The following is a 22,219-nucleotide window of genomic DNA, read 5'->3' on the forward strand; positions in this document are numbered from 1 at the left end:
CCTTCGGGTCGGCTTTTTTTATATCTGATCTACGCCTTTCATCCCCGTCAGCTGCGGCATAACATCCTTCATTAGGGCCAGAAACTTGCGTAAGCGGGTCGGATAGTAACGCGCCCATGGATAAACCAAATGTACAGGCAACGGCGCCGCATGCCACTCAGGTAGCAACGCAACCAGACGTCCATTGGCAATATCCTCCGCCACCATCCAGCTTGAAATAATAGTCACTCCCAACCCCGCCAGCGCGGCATTTCTGGCGACATAAATACTGTCGGTACTTAACCTGGGTGAAATATTCAACGTGACTGGCTCATTACGCAATTGGTGCAACAACGAAACGCTATGCTGAAAAAACGTGTTCACGGCAATCCAGGGCAGCGCTGATAACTGCTCAGGATGAGAAAGCTCGCTATATTGCTCCAGCAGTCCTGGACTCGCTACCATACTACGGGGAACTTCAGCCAGTAAAACGGAAACCGTGGCCGGATCCACCTCAGCACCAACCCTGATCGCGCAGTCAATATTATCGCTCAGAAAATCAACGGTTTTATCGTTGAGCATCCACTCGACTGCCAACTGGGGATAGCGCGAAAGAAACTGCAAAAGCGGCTCAAGTAGTTGTTGTTGCCCGAACGCATGCGGTGCGCGAACTCGCAACGTCCCCACCGGTTCATCTTCTGTGACATTAAGTCCATCTTCCAGCGCCAGCCAGGCATCAATAATCTTCTTAGCATGCTGATAGCCTCTTTCACCATCGTCGGTCAATTTCATCGCATGCGTGGTACGCATAAGCAGTTTCACACCCAGCAGCGTTTCCAGCGATTGCAGCCGTCTGCTAACGGTCGCCTGCGTCGTCCCTATCTGTTTTGCCGCTGCCGAAAGCGATCCTGCTTCGACAATACGTACAAACGTACGCATCAGCTCCACCCTGTCTATACGCTCATTTTTTATCATTTTCAGTTTCATCATACGTTTGACGTATAACTGTTTTACCACTGCGCTCGCTACCGCGCCACTCGCTGAAGGATAAAAATAACCGCACATCCTGTGATTGAGGAATCATTTGTGAACACACATACCGCACTTTCCCGTTGGGTCATTTTTGTTCTGGCAATGGGCGCCGGATTCAGCGTGGCCGCTATCTACTACGCCCAGCCTCTTCTGCCTTTAATGGGTCAGGATCTGGCCTTAAGTCTCACCGGTATGGGGCTGGTCCCGACGCTGACCCAGGCGGGATATGCGTTAGGTATATTGTTTTTATTGCCATTAGGCGATCGTTATGACCGCCGGACATTAATCCTGCTGAAAAGCATCTCTCTTGCCGCGCTGCTGCTGGCCTGTAGCTTTACCGGTCAGTTGCATTCGCTATTACTGGTGAGCCTGCTGATGGGAATGGCGGCAACCATGGCACAAGATATTGTGCCTGCGGCGGCAATACTGGCGCCCGAAGGCAAGCAGGGAAAAACGGTGGGCACCGTGATGACGGGCCTTCTGTTGGGGATTTTACTCTCACGTACCGTCAGTGGACTGGTGGGCGAAGCGTTTGGCTGGCGCGAGATGTACCAACTCGCTGCCGTCAGCATTGCCGTAATTACCGCGATTATGTGGAAAGTACTGCCTCGCTTTACGGTCCATTCCACGTTGAGCTATCCATCATTAATGCTCTCAATGGCGCAACTTTGGCAACGATATTCCACCTTGCGCCGCGCAGCACTGGCACAAGGCTTTCTGTCCATTGCTTTTAGCGCCTTCTGGTCTACGCTGGCGGTGATGTTATCTGAGCATTACCACATGGGTAGCGCTATAGCGGGTGCTTTTGGTATCGCGGGAGCAGCCGGAGCGCTTGCCGCACCGATGGCGGGCCATCTTGCCGATAAAGTGGGTGCGGCAAAAGTGACGCAATTGGGTGCTTTGCTGGTAACGGTATCTTTCGCACTGATGTTTTTGTTACCCGCCCTGCCCGTTCAGGGGCAGTGGCTGCTCATCGCCCTTTCGGCTGTAGGTTTTGATCTCGGATTGCAATCCAGCCTGGTTGCCCACCAGAATTTGGTCTATAGCCTGGAGCCTCTGGCACGAGGACGACTGAACGCTCTGCTGTTTACGATGGTGTTTATCGGTATGGCGCTGGGTTCAGTTCTCGGAAGTCAGGTCTACGCCCTGGCAAATTGGGAAGGTGTCGTTGTGTTGGCTACCTTCAGCAGTGCAATTGCGTTGGTCATAAGACTGACGGGGAACCCGTCGCTTAGTAAGACGTCGGTTGCCTAAAAAAATGCCCGCTCCGGGGTGTTAAAGGAGCGGGCAGACAAACATACCCAGTTTCAAGATATGTTTCAAAACGAGGCGTTAACGATTGAGCTGGAACAACGACATTCCCTGCATATCGGTGAACGCTTTATAGGATGCCTGTAGCGCAGCCTGCTGCATGACATAAGACGAGATCGCGGCGTTCCAGTCAACATCCACCAGATTACTCATCTGCTGAGTTTGGCCTAATGCACGATCGGCGCCCAGTGAATCCAGCGAGCTTAGTTCACTCAGCTGCGTACCTAATTCTGCACGGACGCTCAAAACATTATTGAGTGAATTCTTTAAACCACGGTTGGTTTTATCAATGGCAGCAGCGGCGGTAGCTTTTGCAACGTCATCACCCGCAATAGGGGTTTTGAGCGCATCAATAGCGGTATCCAGCATTTTAAACAGGTTCTTTTCCTGAGTGCCGCCACCAGGTTCCGGTACAGCGTTGCTGGTCAGGTTGGCGAATACTTTATCGCCAGTATGACCAATCACCATGGTTCGGGAGGCATCGACCTGTTGGGTAACGTTTGTTGTACCGCCGCTGTAAGCGCCATCTGCCTGGGCAAACGGTGCGGATTCTGTTTTATATCCACCGAAAATATAGCGACCATTACCGTCGGTACTGTTTGCCAGGTTCATCAGCTGATCGCGGATCCCCTGTAGGTCGGTGGCCAGCGATGCACGGTCGTCATCACTTAACGTTCCGTTCCCGGCATAAACGATTTTTTCCTGTGCAGCCTGAATTGCCGTCGTCACCTGGCTCAGAACATTCTCTTCCAGCGACACCTTTTGCGTCGCGAATGAGCGTGCCAGCGTATATTGGCTGTTCTGCGCCTGAGCCTGAGAAAGTACCACGGCCTGCGAGGCGGCAATCGGATCGTCTGATGGGTTGATCACGCGTTTGCCCGTTGACATCTGCTCACCAAACTTCATCCATTCAGCCTGAGAGTTAGTGATGCCACGCATATTCTGCTGGTACATCATCTGGGTGCTGATACGCATTGTGTCCCTCTCCCTTAGCGGATATTAATCAGTGCATCAAACAACGCATTCGCGGTCTGCAGCACTTGAGCGTTAGCCAGGTAATACTGCTGAAAACGCTGTAAATTACCGTACTCTTCGTCAAGGTTAACGCCGGAAATAGACTGTTGCTGCCGGTAAAGCTGTGTCACCACGTTGTTCTGGGTGGTGGCGCTGGTTTTCAGCGTAGCGGTTTTGTTCCCAACATCGCTTACCAGCGTGGCATATGCATCGTTGAAGGTCTTATTGCCGACAGTCGCTTTGGTTTGCAGATCTAACAGTTTCTGACCGTTACGGTTGTCGCTCTTGCCTTTATCGATGGTGGGGTCCGTATCATTTTTAGACACTTGAGCCATGGCGATTTTCGACTCATCGGTCACCATAACTTTCATATCAACGATAGCGTTACTCACGGGTTTTACAGTAAAACTGTCATTAGCTTTCGCGCCAGCATTAACGGTGATTTCCATCCCGTCAAAGGACATTTTTCCACCGGTAACGGTGGCTTTGAAACTGGTATTATCCGCCAGGCGAGTAACCTGCCAGTCCTTCCCATCAAAAACGATTTTATAATCTGTCGCCTGCACGGCGGAGCTGTCAGTGATCTTAGCGCTTAACGATCCTGTACCCGTATTTTTCGCGTTGTTGAAGACTTCCGGGCTGCCGATAGCAAAGAAATCCTTACCCTGATCGCCGTTGGCATCAAAACCTTCTTTATGCTGGGTGTTAAACGCATCGGCAAATGCAAGCGCCAGTTGGCCGAGGGTATTACGCGTCTGATCCAGCTCCTGAGAACGGAAGGTGAGCAGTCCGCCCAGTGAACCGGTATTCAGCAGTTTCTCCGGAATTTCAACAGCTCCGGCAACGCCATCAACGTAGGCCACAGTTGTACGATTAGGATCATCGCTGGAAGGCACTGCCGCCAGTTGGCGTGCATTGCTACCCTGTACCAGCGAATAACCGTTCGCCATGGTCAGGTTGTAAGTGCCACCATCCTGAACGCTGACTTCAACACCGACAATCTGATTCAATTCACTGACCAGTTGATCGCGCTGGTCAAGCAGGTCGTTAGGAGACGCACCTGCGCCGACGCCTGTCATACGAGAAATCTGGTCGTTGAGGCTGGCAATTTGTTTCGAATAGTTGTTGATCTGATCAACGCTGGCTTTAATCGCGGTATTGACCTGCTTATCCTGATCGCGCAGATACTGGTCGGTCGTTTTAAACTGATTTACCAACCCATCAGCTTTACCGATTAGCGCCTGGCGTGCCGCCGGATCTTCGGCGTTGCTGACCAGCGTTTGCAGGCTGGTAAAAAAGTCCTGCATGGAGGTCGAAATAGAACTGGTTTTGCTGGAGAGCAGATTGTCGATTTTTGACATTTGCTCATATCGTGTCGTCAGACCGCTGCTCTGGTTCTGCGCTGCTCGCAACTGGTTAGTGATAAAGGAGTCATATTCACGTTGTACACCAGAAACATAGACACCATTGCCTACCCAGCCCCCCGCACCCAGCGTGCTGTTCGCTTGCGCCATAATTGTCGTCTGTCGGGTATATCCGGCAACGTTATAGCTGGAGATGTTGTTACTGGCAGTATTCAACGCGGCCTGCGCTGCGCTGAGTCCACTCATCGCGTTATTAATCAAGCTGGACATGGAGGTTCCTTGTAATCCTTCAATACTCGTTATTATCGGCAGCAGGTCGGTAGACTTGAGCTATTTAAAAGAGATTATCGATGTTCGTGCTGTAGGTTTTGCTCACTTTTTCACTCATCGATTTCAACTGCTGGATCATGCTGGTTAATTTTTGCGCATAGTTAGGGTCCGTGGCGTAACCCGCATTTTGCAATGCCAGCGCCCCTTGCTCGGCGGTCGCGGCAGCGGTCACTGCCGCATAGCGCGGGTTACGTGATATCAGACCGACATAATCCGACAACGCCTCAAGGTAAGAGCTATAGACGCGGAATCTGGCTTTCACCTTTTTCGCCTCACCGTTCTCATATTCAGTCGTGGTGATTTCAGTGGTTGGACCTTTCCAGCTTCCCGAAGCCTTCACGCCAAAAATGTTAAAGCTCGGCTCACCGTTCTCACGGCGAATTTGTCGCTGCCCCCATCCGGATTCCAGCGCCGCCTGTGCCAGAATAAGATGATGCGGGACCCCGCTTTGCTGGCTGGCCAGCTTAGCCGGCAGCGATAGCTGGGCGAGGAAATCTTTGCTGTCACCTGACAGTGGCTCATCATTGCTTTCTGTCGCCCGAGGGATGGCTTTGCGGACCAGTTGCGTCAGTGCCTGATTTTGATAGCTGGTCACCGTTTCCAGTGAAAACTTCATCGGCACCTGCGGCGCGTCATCCGCAGGTTGCGCTTGCCCTTCAGTCATCTGCTTGACCATCATTTCAGCCAGCCCCAGACCTTTGCCTGCGGTCATTTGCTGCGCAATTTGTTGGTCATACATACTGGTATACAAGCGCGTTGAATCGCTACTAAACACGCCATCTTTCGGCAGCGCTTCACGCATGCTTTTCAGCATCATCTGCACGAACATCCCTTCAACCTGACGGGCGACCGGACGGATATTCGCCGCCGGGTCCTGACCCGCTTTCGCTTTCAGTTCGTTCAGTGATTGCGCATCCCAGGCAGCGCTGGTCAGCAGTTTGCTGTCACCAATCATTAGATGATTTCCAGTTTGGCACGTAAGCAACCCGCGCTCTGCATCGATTGCAGAATGGACATCAGATCCATCGGCGTTGCCCCCAGCGCATTCAGCGCACGCACCACATTGTTCAGGTTGGCGCTGGAACGCACGCTTTGCAGTGAACCACCGCTTTGGCGCAGGTCAATCTGGGTTTGTGGCGTCACCACGGTTTGTCCACCGCCAAACGGTGTGTCCGGTTGGCTGACGTTCGCCTGGCGGTTCACCGTGATCGACAAGTTGCCTTGTGCCACGGCACAGCTATCCAGCGTCACTTCGCGGTTCATGACAACAGATCCGGTGCGCGAGTTGATAATCACTTTCGCATCCTGCGGCGTGACGTTCACCTCAATATTCTGGATATCAGCGAGGAAACGCACCTGCGAGCTGTTGCCGCTTGGCACGCGCACCTGAATGGTTCGGGCATCCAACGCCGTTGCGCTACCAAAGCCACGCGAGCGGTTGATGGTGTCGGTAATCTGCTGCGCCATCGTGAAATCTTCATTATTGAGCTGCAGATTAATGGTGTTACCACCGCCGAACTGGCTGGGTAATTCACGTTCGATAATCGCACCGTTGGTAATGCGTCCACCATTGAGCTGGTTAACCTGTACGCTACTACCACCTGCAGCCGCGCCCGCACCACCCACCAAAATATTCCCCTGAGCCAGCGCATATACCTGACTATCGACCCCTTTTAACGGGGTCATCAGCAGCGTACCGCCGCGCAGGCTTTTGGCATTCCCCATAGAGGAGACCACTACGTCGATGGTTTGTCCCTGACGACCGAATGCAGGAAATGACGCGGTAACCATCACCGCCGCCACGTTTTTCAGCTGCATATTGGTGCCAGTTGGCACGGTTATCCCCAACTGCGAAAGCATGTTATTGAGCGTTTGCGTCGTAAACGGCGTCTGTGTGGTCTGGTCACCCGTACCATCCAGACCGACTACCAGCCCATAACCTATCAACGAGTTTTCCCGCACGCCCTGAACGCTGGTCAGGTCACGAATACGGTCAGCATGCGCAAAGGTGGTTATCAGCACCAGTACCATTCCAACAAAAGATTTAAACACTGGGTACCTCGCTTACATCGGCGACAAGTTAAGGAAGAAACGCTGCAACCAGCCCATATTCTGCGCTTCATTGATGTAGCCGTTACCGACGTACTCAATACGCGCGTCCGCAACCTGGGTTGACGGTACGGAGTTGCTGCCACTGATGGTGCGCGGGTTTACAACCCCGGAGAAGCGGATGAATTCAGTGCCCTGATTTATAGCGATCTGTTTTTCACCCACGACATGTAAGTTGCCATTCACCAGTACCTGATCGACCGTTACGGTCAGCGTACCACTGAAGGTATTTCTGGCGTTCGCGCCGCCTTTACCGTTAAAGGAGTTACCGCCGGAGGCTTCTACGTCGGCACGTTCGTTACCGAACAATCCTTCCAGATAGCGCGGTACGGTATCAAAGCCAAAGTTTGTCTTGCCGTCGCGGCTGGCGTTCGCCGAAGAGCTTTTGCTCGCGCTGACGTTTTCCTGCAATACGATGGTCAGCGTATCGCCAATATTGCGTGGACGACGGTCTTCAAAGAGTGGCTGATAACCATAGTTAATCGGTTGTGCCGACTGGAAGATTGAGCCATTCGCCACCGGCGTTGGACCTGGAACGGGCTGGGCAGACGTTGCGCCCTGCACGAGCGGCGTGGCCGGGATCCAGGCACATCCTGTTAGTGAAACCACCAGCAGGGCTAAAATTGGGTATGGGTGAAGCGCGTATTTTCGCATTGCGGTCATCTTCAAAATCAGTGTGCCGGTGAGATTTTCACCCCACCGGGCTCCACTTTAGAGTTGCGTCAGTTTTTGCAGCATCTGATCGGTGGTCGATACCGCTTTACTGTTGATTTCGTAAGCGCGCTGAACCTGGATCATGTTTACCAGCTCTTCCGCCACGTTGACGTTAGAGGTTTCAACATAGCCCTGATACAGCAGACCCGCGCCGTTCAGCCCTGGCGTGCTCTCATTCGGCGCACCGGATGACTGCGTTTCGGTGTACAGATTCTCACCAATGCTTTCCAGACCGGTATCGTTCATGAAGGTTGTCAGGTTAAGCTGCCCGACCTGAACAGGCGCCGCCTGCCCCTGTTGGGTCACGCTGACAATACCGTCGCGTCCAATGGTGATACTGAGCGAGTTAGCCGGAATAGTGATGGCAGGCTGAACCTGAAAACCACCCGCCGTCACCAACTGACCGTTCTGATCCACCTGGAAAGAACCGTCGCGGGTATAAGCGGACGTACCATCGGGCAACATGACCTGGAAAAAGCCCTGGCCTTTAATCGCCACATCTTTACTGTTGTTGGTCTGCGACAGGTTACCCTGGCTGTGTAAACGCTCGGTCGCAACCGGACGTACGCCGGTACCAATCTGCAAACCAGACGGCAGTGTGGTCTGCTCAGAAGACTGTGCACCAGGCTGACGAATCGTCTGGTACAACAGATCTTCAAATACGGCACGTTGGCGCTTAAATCCGTTGGTGCTGACGTTTGCCAGGTTGTTGGCAATCACATCCATGTTGGTTTGCTGCGCATCCAGGCCGGTTTTGGCGATCCATAATGAACTGATCATAAAATGTCCTGTATTAACTCATCGACAGCAGTTGGTTGGCGCGGCCCGCGTTATCATCCACGCTACTGATAATTTTCATCTGCATTTCAAAGCGGCGGGCGTTGGCGATCATGTCACTCATCGCAGCAACCGGTTTAACGTTACTGCCTTCCAGCACGCCCGACATCACGCGAATGCTGGGGTCAGCCTGTAACGTCGCACCACGGGTAGCCTGTGCGGCCTGGGTCAGGCGGAACATACCGTCATCACCACGTTGCACTTCAAGCCCTGTTGCCTTCACCAGCTTCAGCCGCCCTACTGGCGCGACCGTATTAGCCGGATCGCCAGGGTTAAGTGCTGAAATTGTCCCGTCCGCCGCAATGGTGACTTCTGAACCTTCCGGTACGGCTATCGGTCCAGCTTCGCCAATTACCGGATGCCCCTGAATAGTCAGTTCACCCGTAGGGCTTACCTGAATAGCGCCGTTACGGGTATACCCTTCGCTACCGTCTGCGGTCTGCACAGCTAACCAGCCATCCTGTTGCAGCGCCACATCCAGCGGGCGGGAGGTATAGTCCATCTGACCCGGCGTCATGTCGGCCCCCGGCGTGGAGGCCACCACCAGCGTACGCGTCGGTAAAGACAATCCTTCTACAGGAACCGCGCGCAGCGCATTGAGCTGTGCACGAAACCCTGGCGTGGAAGCGTTTGCCAGGTTGCTGGCCGTCACCGCCTGTTGATTCAGCGTCTGACTGGCCGCGCCCATAGCGGTATAAATTGCGTGATCCATTAAGCTATCCCGTCAGGCGCTTAGCGCAGGTTGACCAGCGTGTTGAGGATCTGATCCTGGGTTTTGATGGTCTGCGCGTTCGACTGATAGTTACGCTGAGCAACGATCATATTCACCAGTTCTTTACTCAAATCCACGTTTGACGCTTCCAGCGCACCGTTGGTCAGTTTGCCGAAGTTACCTTCGCCTGCGGTACCCAGCAGCGCCACGCCGGAAGCCTGTGTGGCCGCCCAGACGTTGTCGCCCTGAGACGCCAGACCTTCGTTGTTGGCAAAGTTTGCCAGCACGATCTGCCCCAGAACCTGTTGCTGTTCGTTGGAGTAGTTACCGACCACCGTACCGTCATTGTTAATCTGGTAGCTCACCAGATCGCCCGGCTTGTAGCCGTTCTGATTCGTGGCGACGATGTTGTTGGCACCGGTGTTCTGCTGCATGGAGTTCAGGAAACTCAGAGAGAAGTTCGCAGGAACTGCGCCATTGATCGTACCGGTGGAGATCTGAATTTGCGGTTGGGCATTAGCTGGACCTTCAACGGGGATTTTTGGTCCATCCGGATCTGCTGGATCGACTGGCACCGTCCCTGCAACATAATTATTCACAGAAGTCAGCGTACCGTTAGCACTAAAGTTCATCACCGCATTCTTGCTGGCAACTGAACCCGTAACGCTGGCGTCCTGGGTGTAGACATCCCATTTGTTAGGGCCTGTTTTGACATAAAAAATATTCATGTCATGGGCGTTACCCTGGCTATCGAAAACGGTAACGCTGCCTTTTTTATTGTAGGAATCGGCATCGCTTGGGTTAAACGGGGTCTTGGTTGGCACTTTGTCAGTGGAGTTCAGGTTGACCTGCATTGACGCAGTGGTGGTGGATTTAGCCGCCATCAGCGTATTCGGGATAGTGATCGGTGCCGGGTTCGCACCCTGCTGAACTGTTGGCGGTGTACCGGTAGCCGGATAGCCCGTCAGCTGCAGCCCCTGCATGTTAACGATATTGCGGTTTTCATCGAGTTTGAACTGACCGTTACGGCTGTAGAAAACAGAACCGTTACTGTCTACCATACGGAAAAAACCGTTCTGGCTGATAGCAACATCCAGACCACGTCCGGTGTTGGTGGTAGTACCGTCGGTAAAGTCCTGAGTAATACCCGCAACTTTAACGCCCAAACCGACTTTGGAACCGGCAAACATATCGGCAAAAGATGCCGTGCCAGATTTAAAACCGTAGGTAGCGGAGTTGGCGATGTTGTTACCAATGACATCGAGGTTGGTCGCTGCAGCGTTCAGACCGCTGACCGCTTGAGAAAAGGCCATGACTTACTCCTGATAAGTGTGAAGGCTTAAATTATCTGCCGTACTTCGTCGAGGGTGGTGGTTCCATAGGTGCCCAGATCCAGCGTATTACCGCCGTTACTGCGAATAACGCCCTGCACCAGCGCAAACTGAAGCGGCTGCGCCACCAGTTGCGTTCCGCCATTACTGGCAGCAATTGACACGTTGTAAGAACCGCTTGGTGCATCCGTGCCATCGGTCATGGTGCCGTCCCAGGTAAAGGTATGAACGCCCGCTTTCAATCCACCAATATCAATGGTGCGTACCACTTTGCCGTCTTTATCGGTAATGGTTGCGGTAACCTTATCTGCCGGTTGCTGCAGCTCAACGCCAAATGGTGTTGTCGTGGTTTTGGCACCTTCTTCTGTCCCTTTACCGGTCAGGATGGTGGTACCCGGGATCATGACACCGTGGCCAATCAGCGTACTGGCCTGCAGTGACTGACTGTTGTCGATCTGCCCGGAGATCGATCCCAGCGTAGTGTTCAGCTTCTCAATCCCACTCACGGTACTGATTTGCGCCAACTGGGTAGTCAGTTCGTTGTTTTGCAGCGGGTTGGTTGGATCCTGGTTTTTCAGCTGTGCAACCAGCAGCGTAAGAAAGCTGCTTTGCAGGTCAGCAGCGTTGCTGCCCGTCAGTGAGCTATTCCCCGTGGCGGCATTAACCCCCGTCGTGCTCGGGTCATTCATTTTTACAGCAATAGACATGTGCGCCTCCTTTACTGGCCTAGCGTCAACGTTTTAAGCATCAAGCTTTTCACGGTGTTGAGCACTTCGACGTTTGCCTGATAGCTACGTGAGGCAGACATGGTGTTGACCATCTCGCCAACAACGTCCACATTCGGCATTTTTACGTAGCCATTCGCATCGGCCAGCGGATTACCGGGTTCATAAACCAGCTTATCCGGCGCCTGACTTTCAATGACGTCAGCAACTTTTACGCCACCGGTTGCCGCACCTGGCGCAGCATCTACCTGAAAAACAACCTGTTTCGCGCGATACGGCTGACCGTCGGGTCCGCTGACGCTATCCGCATTCGCCATGTTGCTGGCCGCGACGTTCAGGCGTTTAGACTGAGCCGTCAGCGCAGAACCTGCGATATCAAAAATATTTAACAGCGCCACGAATTAGTTCCCTCCTTGCAGCACGTTCATCATGCCTTTGATTTGTCCACCCAGCGCCGTCAGCCCCATTTGATATTTGAGGCTGTTGTCTGCAAATTGCGTGCGCTCCCGGTCCATATCTACCGTGTTGCCATCAAGAGATGGCTGGTCAGGAATACGGTAGAGCAGCTCCGTAGACGGCGCAGAAACGGTCTGGGCCGGAATGTGTTGTGCAGAGGTCAGCGTCAATGAAACACCGCCGGTTTCTTCCCGTCCTCGCACCATGACTTTTTTTAATTCACTGGCGAAATCCAGGTCGCGCGCCTGATACCCCGGCGTGTCGGCATTGGCAATGTTGGCCGCCAATATTTCCTGGCGTTGGGCGCGCAAATTCAGCGCTTCCTGTTGAAAACGTAAGGCGGCGTCGAGCTTATCGAGCATATCTCCTCCGCAAATGACAAAATTCAGCCGACAGCTTAAATCCCATTACGCGCGCGTTATCGCCGGAATAAACGCAAAATGCGTCGCTATTTGTTGCGTTGATGACTGCGTCACACAGGTAAAATCCTGCCACTACCTGAAAAAGCGCGAGGTTTTGATGCAAACGTTTAAACGTGGAATAGTCGTGGCAGCATTGCTGTTCAGCCCTATGACGCTGGCACAAGACCTGAATTCGCAGCTAACGGCATGGTTTTCCCAGCGCCTGGCCGGATTTAGCGATGAGGTGGTGGTCACTATCCGAACGTCACCAAACTTATTGCCCAACTGCGAACAACCGGCATTAAGCGTGTCAGGTAGCGCGAAACTGTGGGGTAATGTGAATGTGCTGGCCCGATGTGCCAACGAGAAACGTTATCTGCAGGTGAACGTGCAGGCGACGGGAAACTACGTTGTTGCCGCTGCGTCCGTAGCGCGAGGCAGCACCCTGACCCCGGCCAGCGTAACGCTGAAACGTGGTCGACTGGACCAACTACCGCCGCGCGCGGTGCTGGATATGAGTCAGGTGCAGGATGCAGTGAGCCTGCGCGATCTGGTGCCGGGCCAACCGATACAGCTTTCGATGTTGCGCCAGGCATGGCGGATCAAGGCCGGTCAGCGCGTACTGGTTATTGCCAACGGAGATGGCTTTCGGGTCAATGCCGAAGGTAAAGCGCTGAACAACGCCGCAGTCGCACAGAGCGCGCGAGTGCGGATGATTTCAGGCCAGGTGGTGAGCGGCGTCGTCGATTCTGATGGGAATATTCTTATTAACCTATAATAGGTTAAAGATTTTTTAGCGTGTGCCGATAGATAAACAACCAATGATTACAGCGGGCCGCTATAGCGTAACCCCTCGATGAGGAAAAATAAAATGAGCATTGATCGTACCTCACCATTGAAGCCAGTAAGCACCGTTCAGCCGCGTGAAACCAGCGATGCGCCGGTACAAAAAGCGCGGAAGGAAAAAACCACCGCGACCACCAGCACCAGCGTCATGCTGAGCGACGCCCAGGCCAAACTGATGCAGCCTGGCACCAATGACATCAATATGGAACGCGTGGAAGCACTGAAAACCGCAATCCGTAACGGTGAATTGAAAATGGATACCGGAAAAATTGCCGACTCGCTGATTCGCGAGGCGCAGAGCTACCTACAGAGTAAATAAAGTATGACTCGTTTGTCAGAAATACTTGACCATATGACGACTGTCCTCAATGACCTGAAAACGGTAATGGATGCTGAACAGCAGCAGCTTTCCGCAGGGCATATCAACGGCAGCCAGCTACAGCGTATTACAGAAGAAAAAAGCTCCTTGCTGGCAACCCTTGATTATCTTGAGCAGCAGCGCCGCCTGGAGCATGACGCCACGCGCAGCGCCAATGATGAGATTGCTGAACGCTGGCAGACTATCACCAAGAAAACACAGCATTTACGCGACCTCAACCAGCACAACGGTTGGCTGCTGGAAGGGCAGATCGAGCGTAATCAACAAGCAATACAAGTGCTGAAACCGCACCAGGAACCGGCGTTGTATGGCGCAAACGGTCAAACCTCTGCTGCGCACCGCGGCGGGAAAAAATTCTCTATTTGATGTCAGCCTGATAACGTTTTGCTTATCAGGCCTACGCCTTTAGTAGGCCGGATACGGCGTTATGCCGCCATCCGGCATTGATCCATTACGCCGTCCGGCGCACAAACTCTTTTACTTTAAAGCCCAGTACGGCGAGTGCTGCGAAGTAAGCGGCAATACCTGCCACCACGACCGCCATCAGACGCAGCAGACGCCACAACATCGTTCCCTGCGACCAATCCGGCATGATGTAGAGCATCCCAACCAGCACCGCAGACATCACCAGCACGGAAATCACCAGACGCGCCAGGAACCAGCTCCAGCCCGGTTGTGGGGTAAAGATTTTCTGTTTCCGCAGTTGCCAGTACAGCAGTGAAGCGTTCAGACATGCCGCCAGACCAATCGACAGCGACAATCCGGCATGCTTTAACGGCCCGATAAACGCCAGGTTCATCACCTGGGTCATAATCAGCGTCACAATGGCAATCTTCACTGGCGTTTTAATATCCTGGCGCGAGTAAAAGCCCGGAGCCAACACTTTCACCACGATCAAGCCAATCAAACCTACCGAGTACGCCACCAGCGCACGCTGGGTCATCGCGGCATCAAAGGCGGTAAATTTACCGTACTGGAACAGAGACACCGTCAGCGGTTTGGCCAGAATACCCAACGCTACGGCACTCGGTAATGCCAACAGGAAACACAAGCGCAGGCCCCAGTCCATCAGGCGACAATATTCATCATGATTACCGCTGGAAAAGCTTTTGGACAGCGATGGCAGCAGGATAGTCCCCAGCGCCACGCCCAGAACACCGGACGGAAACTCCATCAGACGGTCAGCATAATACATCCATGAAACTGAGCCAGAGGCCAGAAACGAGGCGAAAATCGTATTGATGATCAGTGAAATCTGACTGACCGATACCCCAAGGATCGCTGGCCCCATTTGCTTGACGACACGCATCGACCCTGCATCACGGAAGTTCACGCGCGGCAGCACCAGCATGCCAATTTTCTTCAAGTGCGGAAGCTGATAAATCAGCTGTAGCACGCCGCCAACCGTAACGGCCCACGCCAGCGCCAGCACCGGCGGGTTAAAATAGGGTGCCGCAAATAGCGCGAAGCCGATCATGCTGATATTCAGAAAGGTCGGGGCAAATGCAGGAATGGAAAAGCGGTTCCAGGTATTAAGGATCGCACCAACCAGTGAGGCCAGTGAAATCAGTAGAATATAGGGAAAAGTGATCCGCAGCAGTTGAGTGGTCAGCGCAAATTTATCCGCTGTGTCGGCAAATCCCGGCGCGGTAACTAATATCACCCATGGCGCAGCCAACATCCCGGCTACCGTCACCACGGCCAGCGCCAGCGTCAACAGTCCGGAAACGTAGGCAACAAACACGCGGGTAGCATCTTCCCCCTGCTTGCTTTTGTACTCAGCAAGAATCGGCACAAATGCCTGCGAAAATGCGCCTTCGGCAAAAATTCGGCGCAACAGGTTAGGAAGTTTGAATGCCACAAAAAAGGCATCTGTCGCCATCCCTGCACCAAAGATTCTGGCGACAATCGCATCACGCGCAAAACCCAGCACACGTGAAAACATCGTCATCGAGCTGACGGCTGCCAGCGACTTTAATAAATTCATCTATGTTGTATTCCAGACTCTGAGGCAAAACCCCGACAAACCTGCCCGTAGGTCGGATAAGGCATTCTCGCCGCCATCCGACACTTTTGCTGTGCCTGATGGCGACACCCTGGCACCTTATCAGGCCGACAAACCAGCCTATGGTTGAAAAGAGGTGTTATTTTGAGTGGGCATATAGTACCTGGATTACAATGAATTACTACCGCCAGATGTTACAGGGGATTATTCAGCCATCGCCTCCCGCCACAGCTTTTCAACAACACGCTGGGCCAGTAGCGCCTGCTCGCCTGCCGTCTGGGGAACCGTCTGATTTTGCACGCACTCAATGAAATGACGCGCACATCCGGCAAAACCACGCTGTTCTAAGGTCGTTTGCCAGCCCGCTATCGGCTTATGAATAACACCTTGCCCACGCTCTTCCCGCCATTCCCGCATATCAGTTACGTCAATCAGGCCGCCGTCCGTCACCGCCTGCACGCTCTCGCGCTGACTACCGGCACGGCGATGCATACTGGTCGTTATCTGCATTTGCCCAACAGAAAAATGGTGCTCGGCGTAGAGCATCGCACCAGATTCATTGGTCAGCAGCGTGCCGTTATTTAACTGCGCCTGCCCTCCCGCCAGCCACAAAGCGGTATCGACCACGTGCAGATAGTCGTCCAGCAGAGTGAAGCGCAGATCGTGCGGCCCAACGCTATCCGTACGGTGCTTATCCATACGTACAGACGCTGCACTGCCCAACTGGGTTTTGAGATCCTGGTACAGCGGTGCAAATCGACGGTTAAACCCGACCATCAGCGTGAGTTTTTTCCGCGCGGCCAGCTCGACCAGTTGCTCAGCCTCGCGCAGGTTTTCCGCCAGCGGTTTATCCACGCACACGTGAACTCCGGCATTCAGCAATTCACTGACTACCGCATAGTGCGTCGCGGTGCTGGAATGAACGAAAACCGCGTCGCAGGTTTGCGCCAGATTCACCAATGAATCCACGTAGGGTATTCGCCAGGTGTCACAGATAAGCTGCGCTTTATCCCGCGAAGGTGAAAAAGCCCCTTGCAGCGTCCAGTCCGCGGATGTGCCCAGCACGGGTAGCCAGGCCTTTTGTGCAATACCGCCCAGACCGGCTACGCCGATACGTAATTTATTCACGTTAGTCTCCCAGGTGCGCCAGCAAGGAATCGAGTCGCTGCTTAAGTTCTGCGACTTCCGTTTCCAGCGCTTCCACGCGCGCATGCAGATCGCCGGAGGCCGCAGGGAGTTCATCTGCCGCAGCAATGGCTTCATCAACCTCACCACAAAACAGGTGCATATAGCGACTTTCACGTTTGCCCGGCTCACGCGCCAGGCGGATCACATAAGGCCCATCTTCCCGGTTCGCCAGATTTTCCAGCGTCGACTCCACTTCGGCCATGTCGCTGAATTCGTACATACGGGATGCGCGGCTACGCAGTTCACCAGGCGTCTGAGCGCCCCGCAGCAGCAGTGTGGTGATTATGGCCACCTCTGCGGCACTAAGTTTCAGATTGCCAAATTCAGAGTTGCAGAAACGCTGCTCATATTTCGTGACGCGATTGCCAAAGCCGCTCACCGTGCGCAGAAAATGTCGCTTAACCAGGTTATCCAGTTGCTCCTGAACGTCCGATTCCGACAGGTTCATCACCGGTTCACGATTCGTTTTTTGATTGCAGGCTGTTACGACTCCATTAACGGAGAGTGGGTACTGTTCCGGCGTGGTCACTTGTTTTTCTAATAAACAGCCAATCACTCGTGCTTCGGTGGCGGTTAATTCGTATTTCATCGTCTTCTCCATTAATCATGGCTGCATCTGAAACTTAGCGGCCGGGGGTCCATTCTGATGTGGTCAACGCCGTCAGCACGTGATCGCGCCACTGCCCGTCAATCAGCAGGTAGTCTTTGGCATACCCTTCTTTTTCAAAACCCAGTCGCGCCAGCAGGTCACCGCTGCGCTTATTATGTGGCATGTAGTTAGCCATAATGCGATGAATATGTTGCGTGCGCTGCATATAACGGATGGCCGAGGTTAAGGCTTCATACATTAACCCCTGCCCCTGCCACTTCTGCGCAATGGAGTAGCCGAGATAACAGGCATGGAAGGATCCCCGCACCACGTTTGAGAAGTTCGCAACGCCGATAATTTCTTTTTCGTCCGGATCGAGCAGCGCAAAATAATAGGCGGTGCCCTGTTTATGAAACTCAGAGATCATGCTCAGACGCGCCTGCCAGCCGGACGGATAGCAGTGGCTTTCATCGCGAATAGGTTCCCAGGGTTTTAAGAAATGACGATTTTCTGCGTAATAATCTGCCAGACGCCAGGCATCACGCTCATGCACTAAACGCACGACCAGGCGGTCGGTGGTTAAGCGCACTTTTGGCACGTTACTGCGATAGCCAAACATTCTATACCTACTCCTTCCCGTAACGTCTTCAATACGCTATTCGCATTACTATACCTGTGCGAATACACCCTGTGAAAAGAGCAAAATGCCATTTTTTGAATTATTCACACATTTTGATGAAAACTCTCTATCAAGACGGACTTTTGATAAAAAAATATTGTCCCGCGAAGGGTGGGAAAAGCGATGACGACACCGCAGAATAGGAGGTGCTTATCTTTTAAACTCTATCCAGAGTGACGAGTTTTTCCCTGGAGGGGAAATGTCGCAAGTCTCGCAGGCAAGGAACCTGGGTAAATACTTCCTTCTCATCGATAATATGCTGGTCGTGCTGGGTTTCTTCGTCGTTTTCCCGCTGATCTCAATTCGTTTCGTCGACCAAATGGGCTGGGCCGCCGTGATGGTCGGTATTGCACTAGGATTACGTCAATTTATCCAGCAGGGGTTGGGTATTTTCGGCGGCGCTATTGCGGACCGTTTTGGTGCAAAACCGATGATAGTCACCGGCATGCTGATGCGCGCTGCCGGGTTCGCCACCATGGGCATTGCCCATGAGCCGTGGCTGCTGTGGTTTTCCTGCTTTCTCTCCGGACTGGGCGGTACACTATTCGACCCACCCCGCTCGGCGCTGGTGGTTAAACTGATCCGCCCGGAAAAGCGCGGGCGCTTTTTCTCTATTCTGATGATGCAGGATAGCGCCGGGGCCGTGGTTGGCGCGTTGCTTGGCAGTTGGTTATTGCAATACGATTTCCGTCTGGTCTGTGCCACCGGCGCAATTTTGTTCGTTCTGTGCGCGGCGTTTAACGCCTGGCTGCTCCCGGCATGGAAGCTGTCGACGGTGAAAATTCCAGTGCGCGAAGGGATGAGCCACGTGATGCATGACAAGCGCTTTGTCACCTATGTGCTGACGCTGGCAGGCTATTACATGCTGGCGGTACAGGTGATGCTGATGCTGCCAATCATGGTGAACGACATCGCAGGTTCACCGGCCGCCGTGAAATGGATGTATGCCATCGAGGCGTGCCTCTCATTGACGCTGCTCTATCCAATTGCCCGCTGGAGTGAAAAACGTTTTCGCCTTGAGCATCGTCTGATGGCCGGTCTGCTGGTGATGTCTCTGAGCATGATGCCGATCGGTCTGGTCGGGAATTTGCAGCAGTTATTCACCCTAATCTGCACGTTCTATATTGGCTCGATCATCGCCGAACCCGCGCGTGAAACCCTGAGCGCCTCACTGGCGAACGCTCGGGCCAGAGGAAGCTATATGGGCTTCAGCCGACTGGGACTCGCTATCGGTGGCGCAATTGGATATATCGGTGGCGGCTGGTTGTTTGACATGGGCAAGGCCCTGGCACAGCCTGAATTGCCCTGGATGATGCTCGGTATTATCGGCCTCATCACCTTCCTGGCGTTGGGCTGGCAATTCAGTCTCAAACGCCCAACGAGAGGCATGCTGGAGCCAGACGCCTGATAGCCGAGCCTGCTTCCGGGCGCTTTTCAGTTTTTTCTGCTGGCGTCCGGGGCGCTGGTACTCGATGATGCTTTGTGTCACGATTACGCCACATGCATCATGTTGAGGAACCCCATGAAAAAGTTTTTTTTTGCCGCTGCACTGATTGTCAGCGGCCTGTTGGTTGGTTGTAATCAACTCACGCAATACACGGTTAGCGAGCAAGAAATTAATCAGGCCCTGGCAAAGCATAATAACTTTTCTAAAGATATCGGCTTGCCCGGCGTTGCTGAAGCACACATCGTACTAAATAATCTCGCCAGTCAGATTGGCCGTGAAGAACCCAATAAAGTGACGCTGACCGGTGACGCCAACCTGGACATGAATTCCCTGTTTGGCAGTCAAAAAGCGACCATGAAGCTGAAGTTAAAAGCCTTACCGGTATTCAACAAAGAGAAAGGCGCAATTTATCTGCAAGAGATGGAAGTCGTGGATGCGACCGTTACACCAGAAAAAATGCAGTCGGTACTGCAAACGCTGATGCCTTATTTAAACCAGTCGCTGCGTAACTATTTCAACCAGCAGCCAGCCTACATTCTGCAGGATGACAGCAGTCAGGGTGAAGCTCTGGCGAAAAAACTGGCGAAGGGAATTGAGGTGAAACCGGGGGAAATCATCATCCCGTTCACCGACTAATAAAACTGAGGGCGCCGATGCGCCCTTTTTTTTCGTGCAAACGAAAACGTTTCCGCTTATCCTTTGTTTCCGGCAAAAAAGACTATCCTCAGCCGGAGCATATTGATGACTGCACCATCCCAGGTTTTAAAGATCCGCCGCCCAGACGACTGGCATCTTCACTTTCGCGATGGCGACATGTTAAAAACTGTCGTGCCCTACACCAGTGAAATTTATGGCCGCGCCATTGTCATGCCGAACCTGGCACCGCCCGTCACCACGGTTGACGCGGCTATCGCTTATCGCCAGCGCATTATTGACGCGGTACCTGCCGGACACGACTTCACGCCATTAATGACCTGCTACTTAACGGATACGCTGGATCCCAACGAGCTGGAACGTGGATTTAACGAAGGCGTATTCACGGCGGCAAAACTCTATCCGGCCAATGCCACCACCAATTCGACGCATGGCGTAACCTCTATTGACGCCATCATGCCGGTGCTGGAGCGGATGGAAAAATTGGGTATGCCGCTGCTGGTGCACGGCGAAGTGACGCATGCAGATATCGATATTTTCGATCGCGAAGCGCGCTTTATTGAAACGGTGATGGAACCACTGCGCCAGCGTTTGACCTCGCTGAAAGTAGTGTTCGAGCATATCACTACCAAAGATGCTGCCGAATACGTGCGCGACGGTAACGAGCTTCTGGCAGCGACTATTACGCCACAGCACCTGATGTTTAACCGCAACCACATGCTGGTTGGCGGGATTCGTCCTCACCTGTACTGCCTGCCGATCCTCAAACGTAACGTCCACCAACAGGCGCTGCGTGAACTGGTTGCCAGCGGGTTTACGCGCGCCTTCCTCGGTACCGACTCAGCGCCGCACGCACGTCATCGCAAAGAGTCAAGCTGTGGCTGTGCCGGCTGTTTTAATGCACCGACCGCACTAGGCAGCTATGCCACCGTGTTTGAAGAGATGAATGCGCTGGACCATTTCGAAGCCTTCTGCTCACTCAACGGCCCACAGTTCTATGGTTTGCCGGTAAATGAGAGCTTTATTGAGCTGGAACGCATGGAGCACCTTGTTCCTGAGAGCATAGCGTTGGAAGACGATACGCTGGTGCCTTTCCTGGGTGGCGAAACGATATGCTGGTCAGTAAAAAGCTAAAAAAAGTGTAGCCAACCGATGCGAATAACTGTATAAATAAACAGTATATTCCACAGGGGGCTACTATGCGTATTGAAGTCACTATTGCCAAAACTTCACCTTTACCAGCCGGTGCAATTGACGCACTGGCAGGTGAACTCTCCCGCCGTATTCAGCACCATTTTCCGGATAACGAAGGTAACGTTACCGTCCGTTATGCCGGCGCAAACAATCTGTCGGTTATTGGCGCGACCAAAGAGGACAAAGAACGCATCAGCGAGATCCTACAGGAAACCTGGGAAAGCGCGGATGACTGGTTCATCAACGAATAAATAATGATATGCAGTGATGTTTGTTTGCCGGGTCGCCCCGGCTTTTTTATACACGCAATCTTGTAATCAATCGCGCATTTCTTCTGACGAGCATTTAATTTAATATTAACCCACCGATTATCTTTTAACCAAAACAACAAAATAATTGTGCAACATACTAAAAAAAAATGAATAACATGTCGTTTTCTTAGTCAGATAACGCTGAAAACAAAAAATTTATACCCTTCCCTCTTTAAATTTTCAATGAATACCCTTATTTATTGATATACTGAAGTTGCTTCAGAAAAAAACGCATTGAACCTCGAAAACCGTTGTCTAGTAACACGAATTAGGGGGCATGATGGAAAAGAATAATGAAGTCATTCAGACTCATCCGCTTGTAGGGTGGGACATCAGCACCGTTGATAGCTACGATGCGCTGATGCTGCGTTTGCACTACCAAACCCCGAACCGCCCTGACCCGGATGGGACTGAAGTTGGTCAAACGCTCTGGTTAACCACTGATGTTGCCAGGCAATTTATTTCGATATTAGAAGCAGGAATCGCCAAAATTGAATCTGGCGATTACCAGGTAAATGAGTATCAGCGACATTAAACCTGATACATCCAACCATCAAAAGGCACCTTAGCGGTGCCTTTCTTATTTCCAGGTTGAATATTCCAGGTCAGTTA

The 22,219-nt window shown here is 52.8% G+C and carries 25 protein-coding genes; 9 read left to right on the forward strand and 16 right to left on the reverse strand.

Translation table 11 applies throughout. The annotated features are described in order from the left end of the window. Positions 1-18 precede the first annotated feature (18 nt). Positions 19-1,044, reverse strand: coding sequence for a LysR family transcriptional regulator (locus OGY37_RS11685; RefSeq protein ID WP_286548391.1), 1,026 nt, complete (start codon positions 1,042-1,044; stop codon positions 19-21). Positions 1,045-1,065: 21 nt separating this feature from the next. Between OGY37_RS11685 and OGY37_RS11690 the strand changes: the two genes are divergently transcribed. Beyond that, a complete protein-coding gene (locus OGY37_RS11690) occupies positions 1,066-2,265 on the forward strand; it encodes an MFS transporter (protein WP_100272646.1) in 1,200 nt (399 codons plus the stop codon). Positions 2,266-2,343: 78 nt separating this feature from the next. Here OGY37_RS11690 and flgL read toward each other — a convergent pair whose 3' ends face one another. The 11 genes from flgL to flgB all read right to left on the reverse strand — a co-directional run bounded on the left by flgL (position 2,344) and on the right by flgB (position 12,276). After that, on the reverse strand, positions 2,344-3,297 hold the full coding sequence (gene flgL / locus OGY37_RS11695) for a flagellar hook-associated protein FlgL (protein WP_032942958.1): 954 nt from the start codon (positions 3,295-3,297) through the stop codon (positions 2,344-2,346). 14 nt (positions 3,298-3,311) lie between these two features. After that, positions 3,312-4,970: a flagellar hook-associated protein FlgK gene (flgK, locus tag OGY37_RS11700; RefSeq protein ID WP_003832167.1), complete on the reverse strand. Its 1,659-nt coding sequence runs from the start codon at positions 4,968-4,970 to the stop codon at positions 3,312-3,314. Between the two features lie 64 nt (positions 4,971-5,034). Next, entirely contained in the window at positions 5,035-5,985 is a 951-nt protein-coding gene (flgJ, locus tag OGY37_RS11705; RefSeq protein ID WP_286620852.1) for a flagellar assembly peptidoglycan hydrolase FlgJ, read from the reverse strand. After that, complete coding sequence (locus OGY37_RS11710) at positions 5,985-7,061, reverse strand: flagellar basal body P-ring protein FlgI (protein ID WP_032934416.1); 1,077 nt, start codon at positions 7,059-7,061, stop codon at positions 5,985-5,987. Before OGY37_RS11710 ends, flgJ begins: the two co-directional genes overlap by 1 nt. A gap of 33 nt (positions 7,062-7,094) precedes the next feature. Next, a complete protein-coding gene (locus tag OGY37_RS11715) occupies positions 7,095-7,793 on the reverse strand; it encodes a flagellar basal body L-ring protein FlgH (protein ID WP_032934415.1) in 699 nt (232 codons plus the stop codon). Positions 7,794-7,850: 57 nt separating this feature from the next. After that, positions 7,851-8,633 carry a flagellar basal-body rod protein FlgG gene (gene flgG / locus OGY37_RS11720; protein WP_003036202.1) on the reverse strand — a complete coding sequence of 261 codons (783 nt, stop codon included), beginning with the start codon at positions 8,631-8,633 and terminating at the stop codon, positions 7,851-7,853. A 13-nt stretch (positions 8,634-8,646) separates the two neighbouring features. Next, entirely contained in the window at positions 8,647-9,402 is a 756-nt protein-coding gene (locus OGY37_RS11725) for a flagellar basal body rod protein FlgF (RefSeq protein WP_003832161.1), read from the reverse strand. A gap of 20 nt (positions 9,403-9,422) precedes the next feature. Further along, positions 9,423-10,715: a flagellar hook protein FlgE gene (flgE, locus tag OGY37_RS11730; RefSeq protein WP_148362126.1), complete on the reverse strand. Its 1,293-nt coding sequence runs from the start codon at positions 10,713-10,715 to the stop codon at positions 9,423-9,425. A 26-nt stretch (positions 10,716-10,741) separates the two neighbouring features. Next, positions 10,742-11,440 (reverse strand): flagellar hook assembly protein FlgD, encoded by a 699-nt coding sequence (gene flgD / locus OGY37_RS11735; RefSeq protein WP_003832158.1) that lies wholly within the window; start codon positions 11,438-11,440, stop codon positions 10,742-10,744. Between the two features lie 11 nt (positions 11,441-11,451). Continuing rightward, entirely contained in the window at positions 11,452-11,856 is a 405-nt protein-coding gene (gene flgC / locus OGY37_RS11740) for a flagellar basal body rod protein FlgC (RefSeq protein WP_003036191.1), read from the reverse strand. Positions 11,857-11,859: 3 nt separating this feature from the next. Continuing rightward, positions 11,860-12,276 (reverse strand): flagellar basal body rod protein FlgB, encoded by a 417-nt coding sequence (gene flgB / locus OGY37_RS11745; RefSeq protein WP_003036189.1) that lies wholly within the window; start codon positions 12,274-12,276, stop codon positions 11,860-11,862. Between the two features lie 157 nt (positions 12,277-12,433). Between flgB and flgA the strand changes: the two genes are divergently transcribed. From flgA to flgN, 3 genes are all read left to right on the forward strand, one after another. Beyond that, the gene (gene flgA / locus OGY37_RS11750) at positions 12,434-13,093 is read left to right on the forward strand and encodes a flagellar basal body P-ring formation chaperone FlgA (RefSeq protein ID WP_126318499.1); all 660 of its coding nucleotides are present in this window, start codon (positions 12,434-12,436) and stop codon (positions 13,091-13,093) included. A gap of 93 nt (positions 13,094-13,186) precedes the next feature. Then, complete coding sequence (gene flgM, locus OGY37_RS11755) at positions 13,187-13,480, forward strand: flagellar biosynthesis anti-sigma factor FlgM (RefSeq protein WP_003832153.1); 294 nt, start codon at positions 13,187-13,189, stop codon at positions 13,478-13,480. Between the two features lie 3 nt (positions 13,481-13,483). Beyond that, positions 13,484-13,906: a flagella biosynthesis chaperone FlgN gene (gene flgN, locus OGY37_RS11760; protein ID WP_286620854.1), complete on the forward strand. Its 423-nt coding sequence runs from the start codon at positions 13,484-13,486 to the stop codon at positions 13,904-13,906. Between the two features lie 85 nt (positions 13,907-13,991). Here flgN and murJ read toward each other — a convergent pair whose 3' ends face one another. The 4 genes from murJ to rimJ form a co-directional block, all read right to left on the reverse strand. After that, positions 13,992-15,527 (reverse strand): murein biosynthesis integral membrane protein MurJ, encoded by a 1,536-nt coding sequence (gene murJ, locus OGY37_RS11765; RefSeq protein ID WP_286620856.1) that lies wholly within the window; start codon positions 15,525-15,527, stop codon positions 13,992-13,994. Positions 15,528-15,749: 222 nt separating this feature from the next. Beyond that, positions 15,750-16,673: a Gfo/Idh/MocA family protein gene (locus OGY37_RS11770; protein WP_286620858.1), complete on the reverse strand. Its 924-nt coding sequence runs from the start codon at positions 16,671-16,673 to the stop codon at positions 15,750-15,752. A gap of 1 nt (position 16,674) precedes the next feature. Further along, positions 16,675-17,322: a YceH family protein gene (locus OGY37_RS11775; protein WP_126318503.1), complete on the reverse strand. Its 648-nt coding sequence runs from the start codon at positions 17,320-17,322 to the stop codon at positions 16,675-16,677. A 34-nt stretch (positions 17,323-17,356) separates the two neighbouring features. Next, the gene (rimJ, locus tag OGY37_RS11780) at positions 17,357-17,941 is read right to left on the reverse strand and encodes a ribosomal protein S5-alanine N-acetyltransferase (protein ID WP_003832145.1); all 585 of its coding nucleotides are present in this window, start codon (positions 17,939-17,941) and stop codon (positions 17,357-17,359) included. A 259-nt stretch (positions 17,942-18,200) separates the two neighbouring features. On the opposite strand from rimJ, the gene mdtH reads away from it, so the two are divergent. From mdtH to bssS, 5 genes are all read left to right on the forward strand, one after another. Then, complete coding sequence (gene mdtH, locus OGY37_RS11785; RefSeq protein ID WP_003832142.1) at positions 18,201-19,409, forward strand: multidrug efflux MFS transporter MdtH; 1,209 nt, start codon at positions 18,201-18,203, stop codon at positions 19,407-19,409. Between the two features lie 114 nt (positions 19,410-19,523). Then, positions 19,524-20,084: a lipoprotein gene (locus OGY37_RS11790; protein ID WP_020996498.1), complete on the forward strand. Its 561-nt coding sequence runs from the start codon at positions 19,524-19,526 to the stop codon at positions 20,082-20,084. A gap of 105 nt (positions 20,085-20,189) precedes the next feature. Continuing rightward, complete coding sequence (gene pyrC, locus OGY37_RS11795) at positions 20,190-21,236, forward strand: dihydroorotase (RefSeq protein ID WP_166465422.1); 1,047 nt, start codon at positions 20,190-20,192, stop codon at positions 21,234-21,236. 65 nt (positions 21,237-21,301) lie between these two features. Beyond that, a complete protein-coding gene (gene dinI, locus OGY37_RS11800; RefSeq protein ID WP_003036157.1) occupies positions 21,302-21,547 on the forward strand; it encodes a DNA damage-inducible protein I in 246 nt (81 codons plus the stop codon). Between the two features lie 340 nt (positions 21,548-21,887). Next, positions 21,888-22,142, forward strand: coding sequence for a biofilm formation regulator BssS (gene bssS / locus OGY37_RS11805; protein WP_003036154.1), 255 nt, complete (start codon positions 21,888-21,890; stop codon positions 22,140-22,142). The last annotated feature ends 77 nt before the right edge of the window (positions 22,143-22,219 follow it).

Origin of the sequence: Citrobacter sp. Cpo030, assembly GCF_030333005.1 — a bacterium.
Taxonomy (GTDB): Bacteria; Pseudomonadota; Gammaproteobacteria; order Enterobacterales; family Enterobacteriaceae; genus Citrobacter; species Citrobacter portucalensis.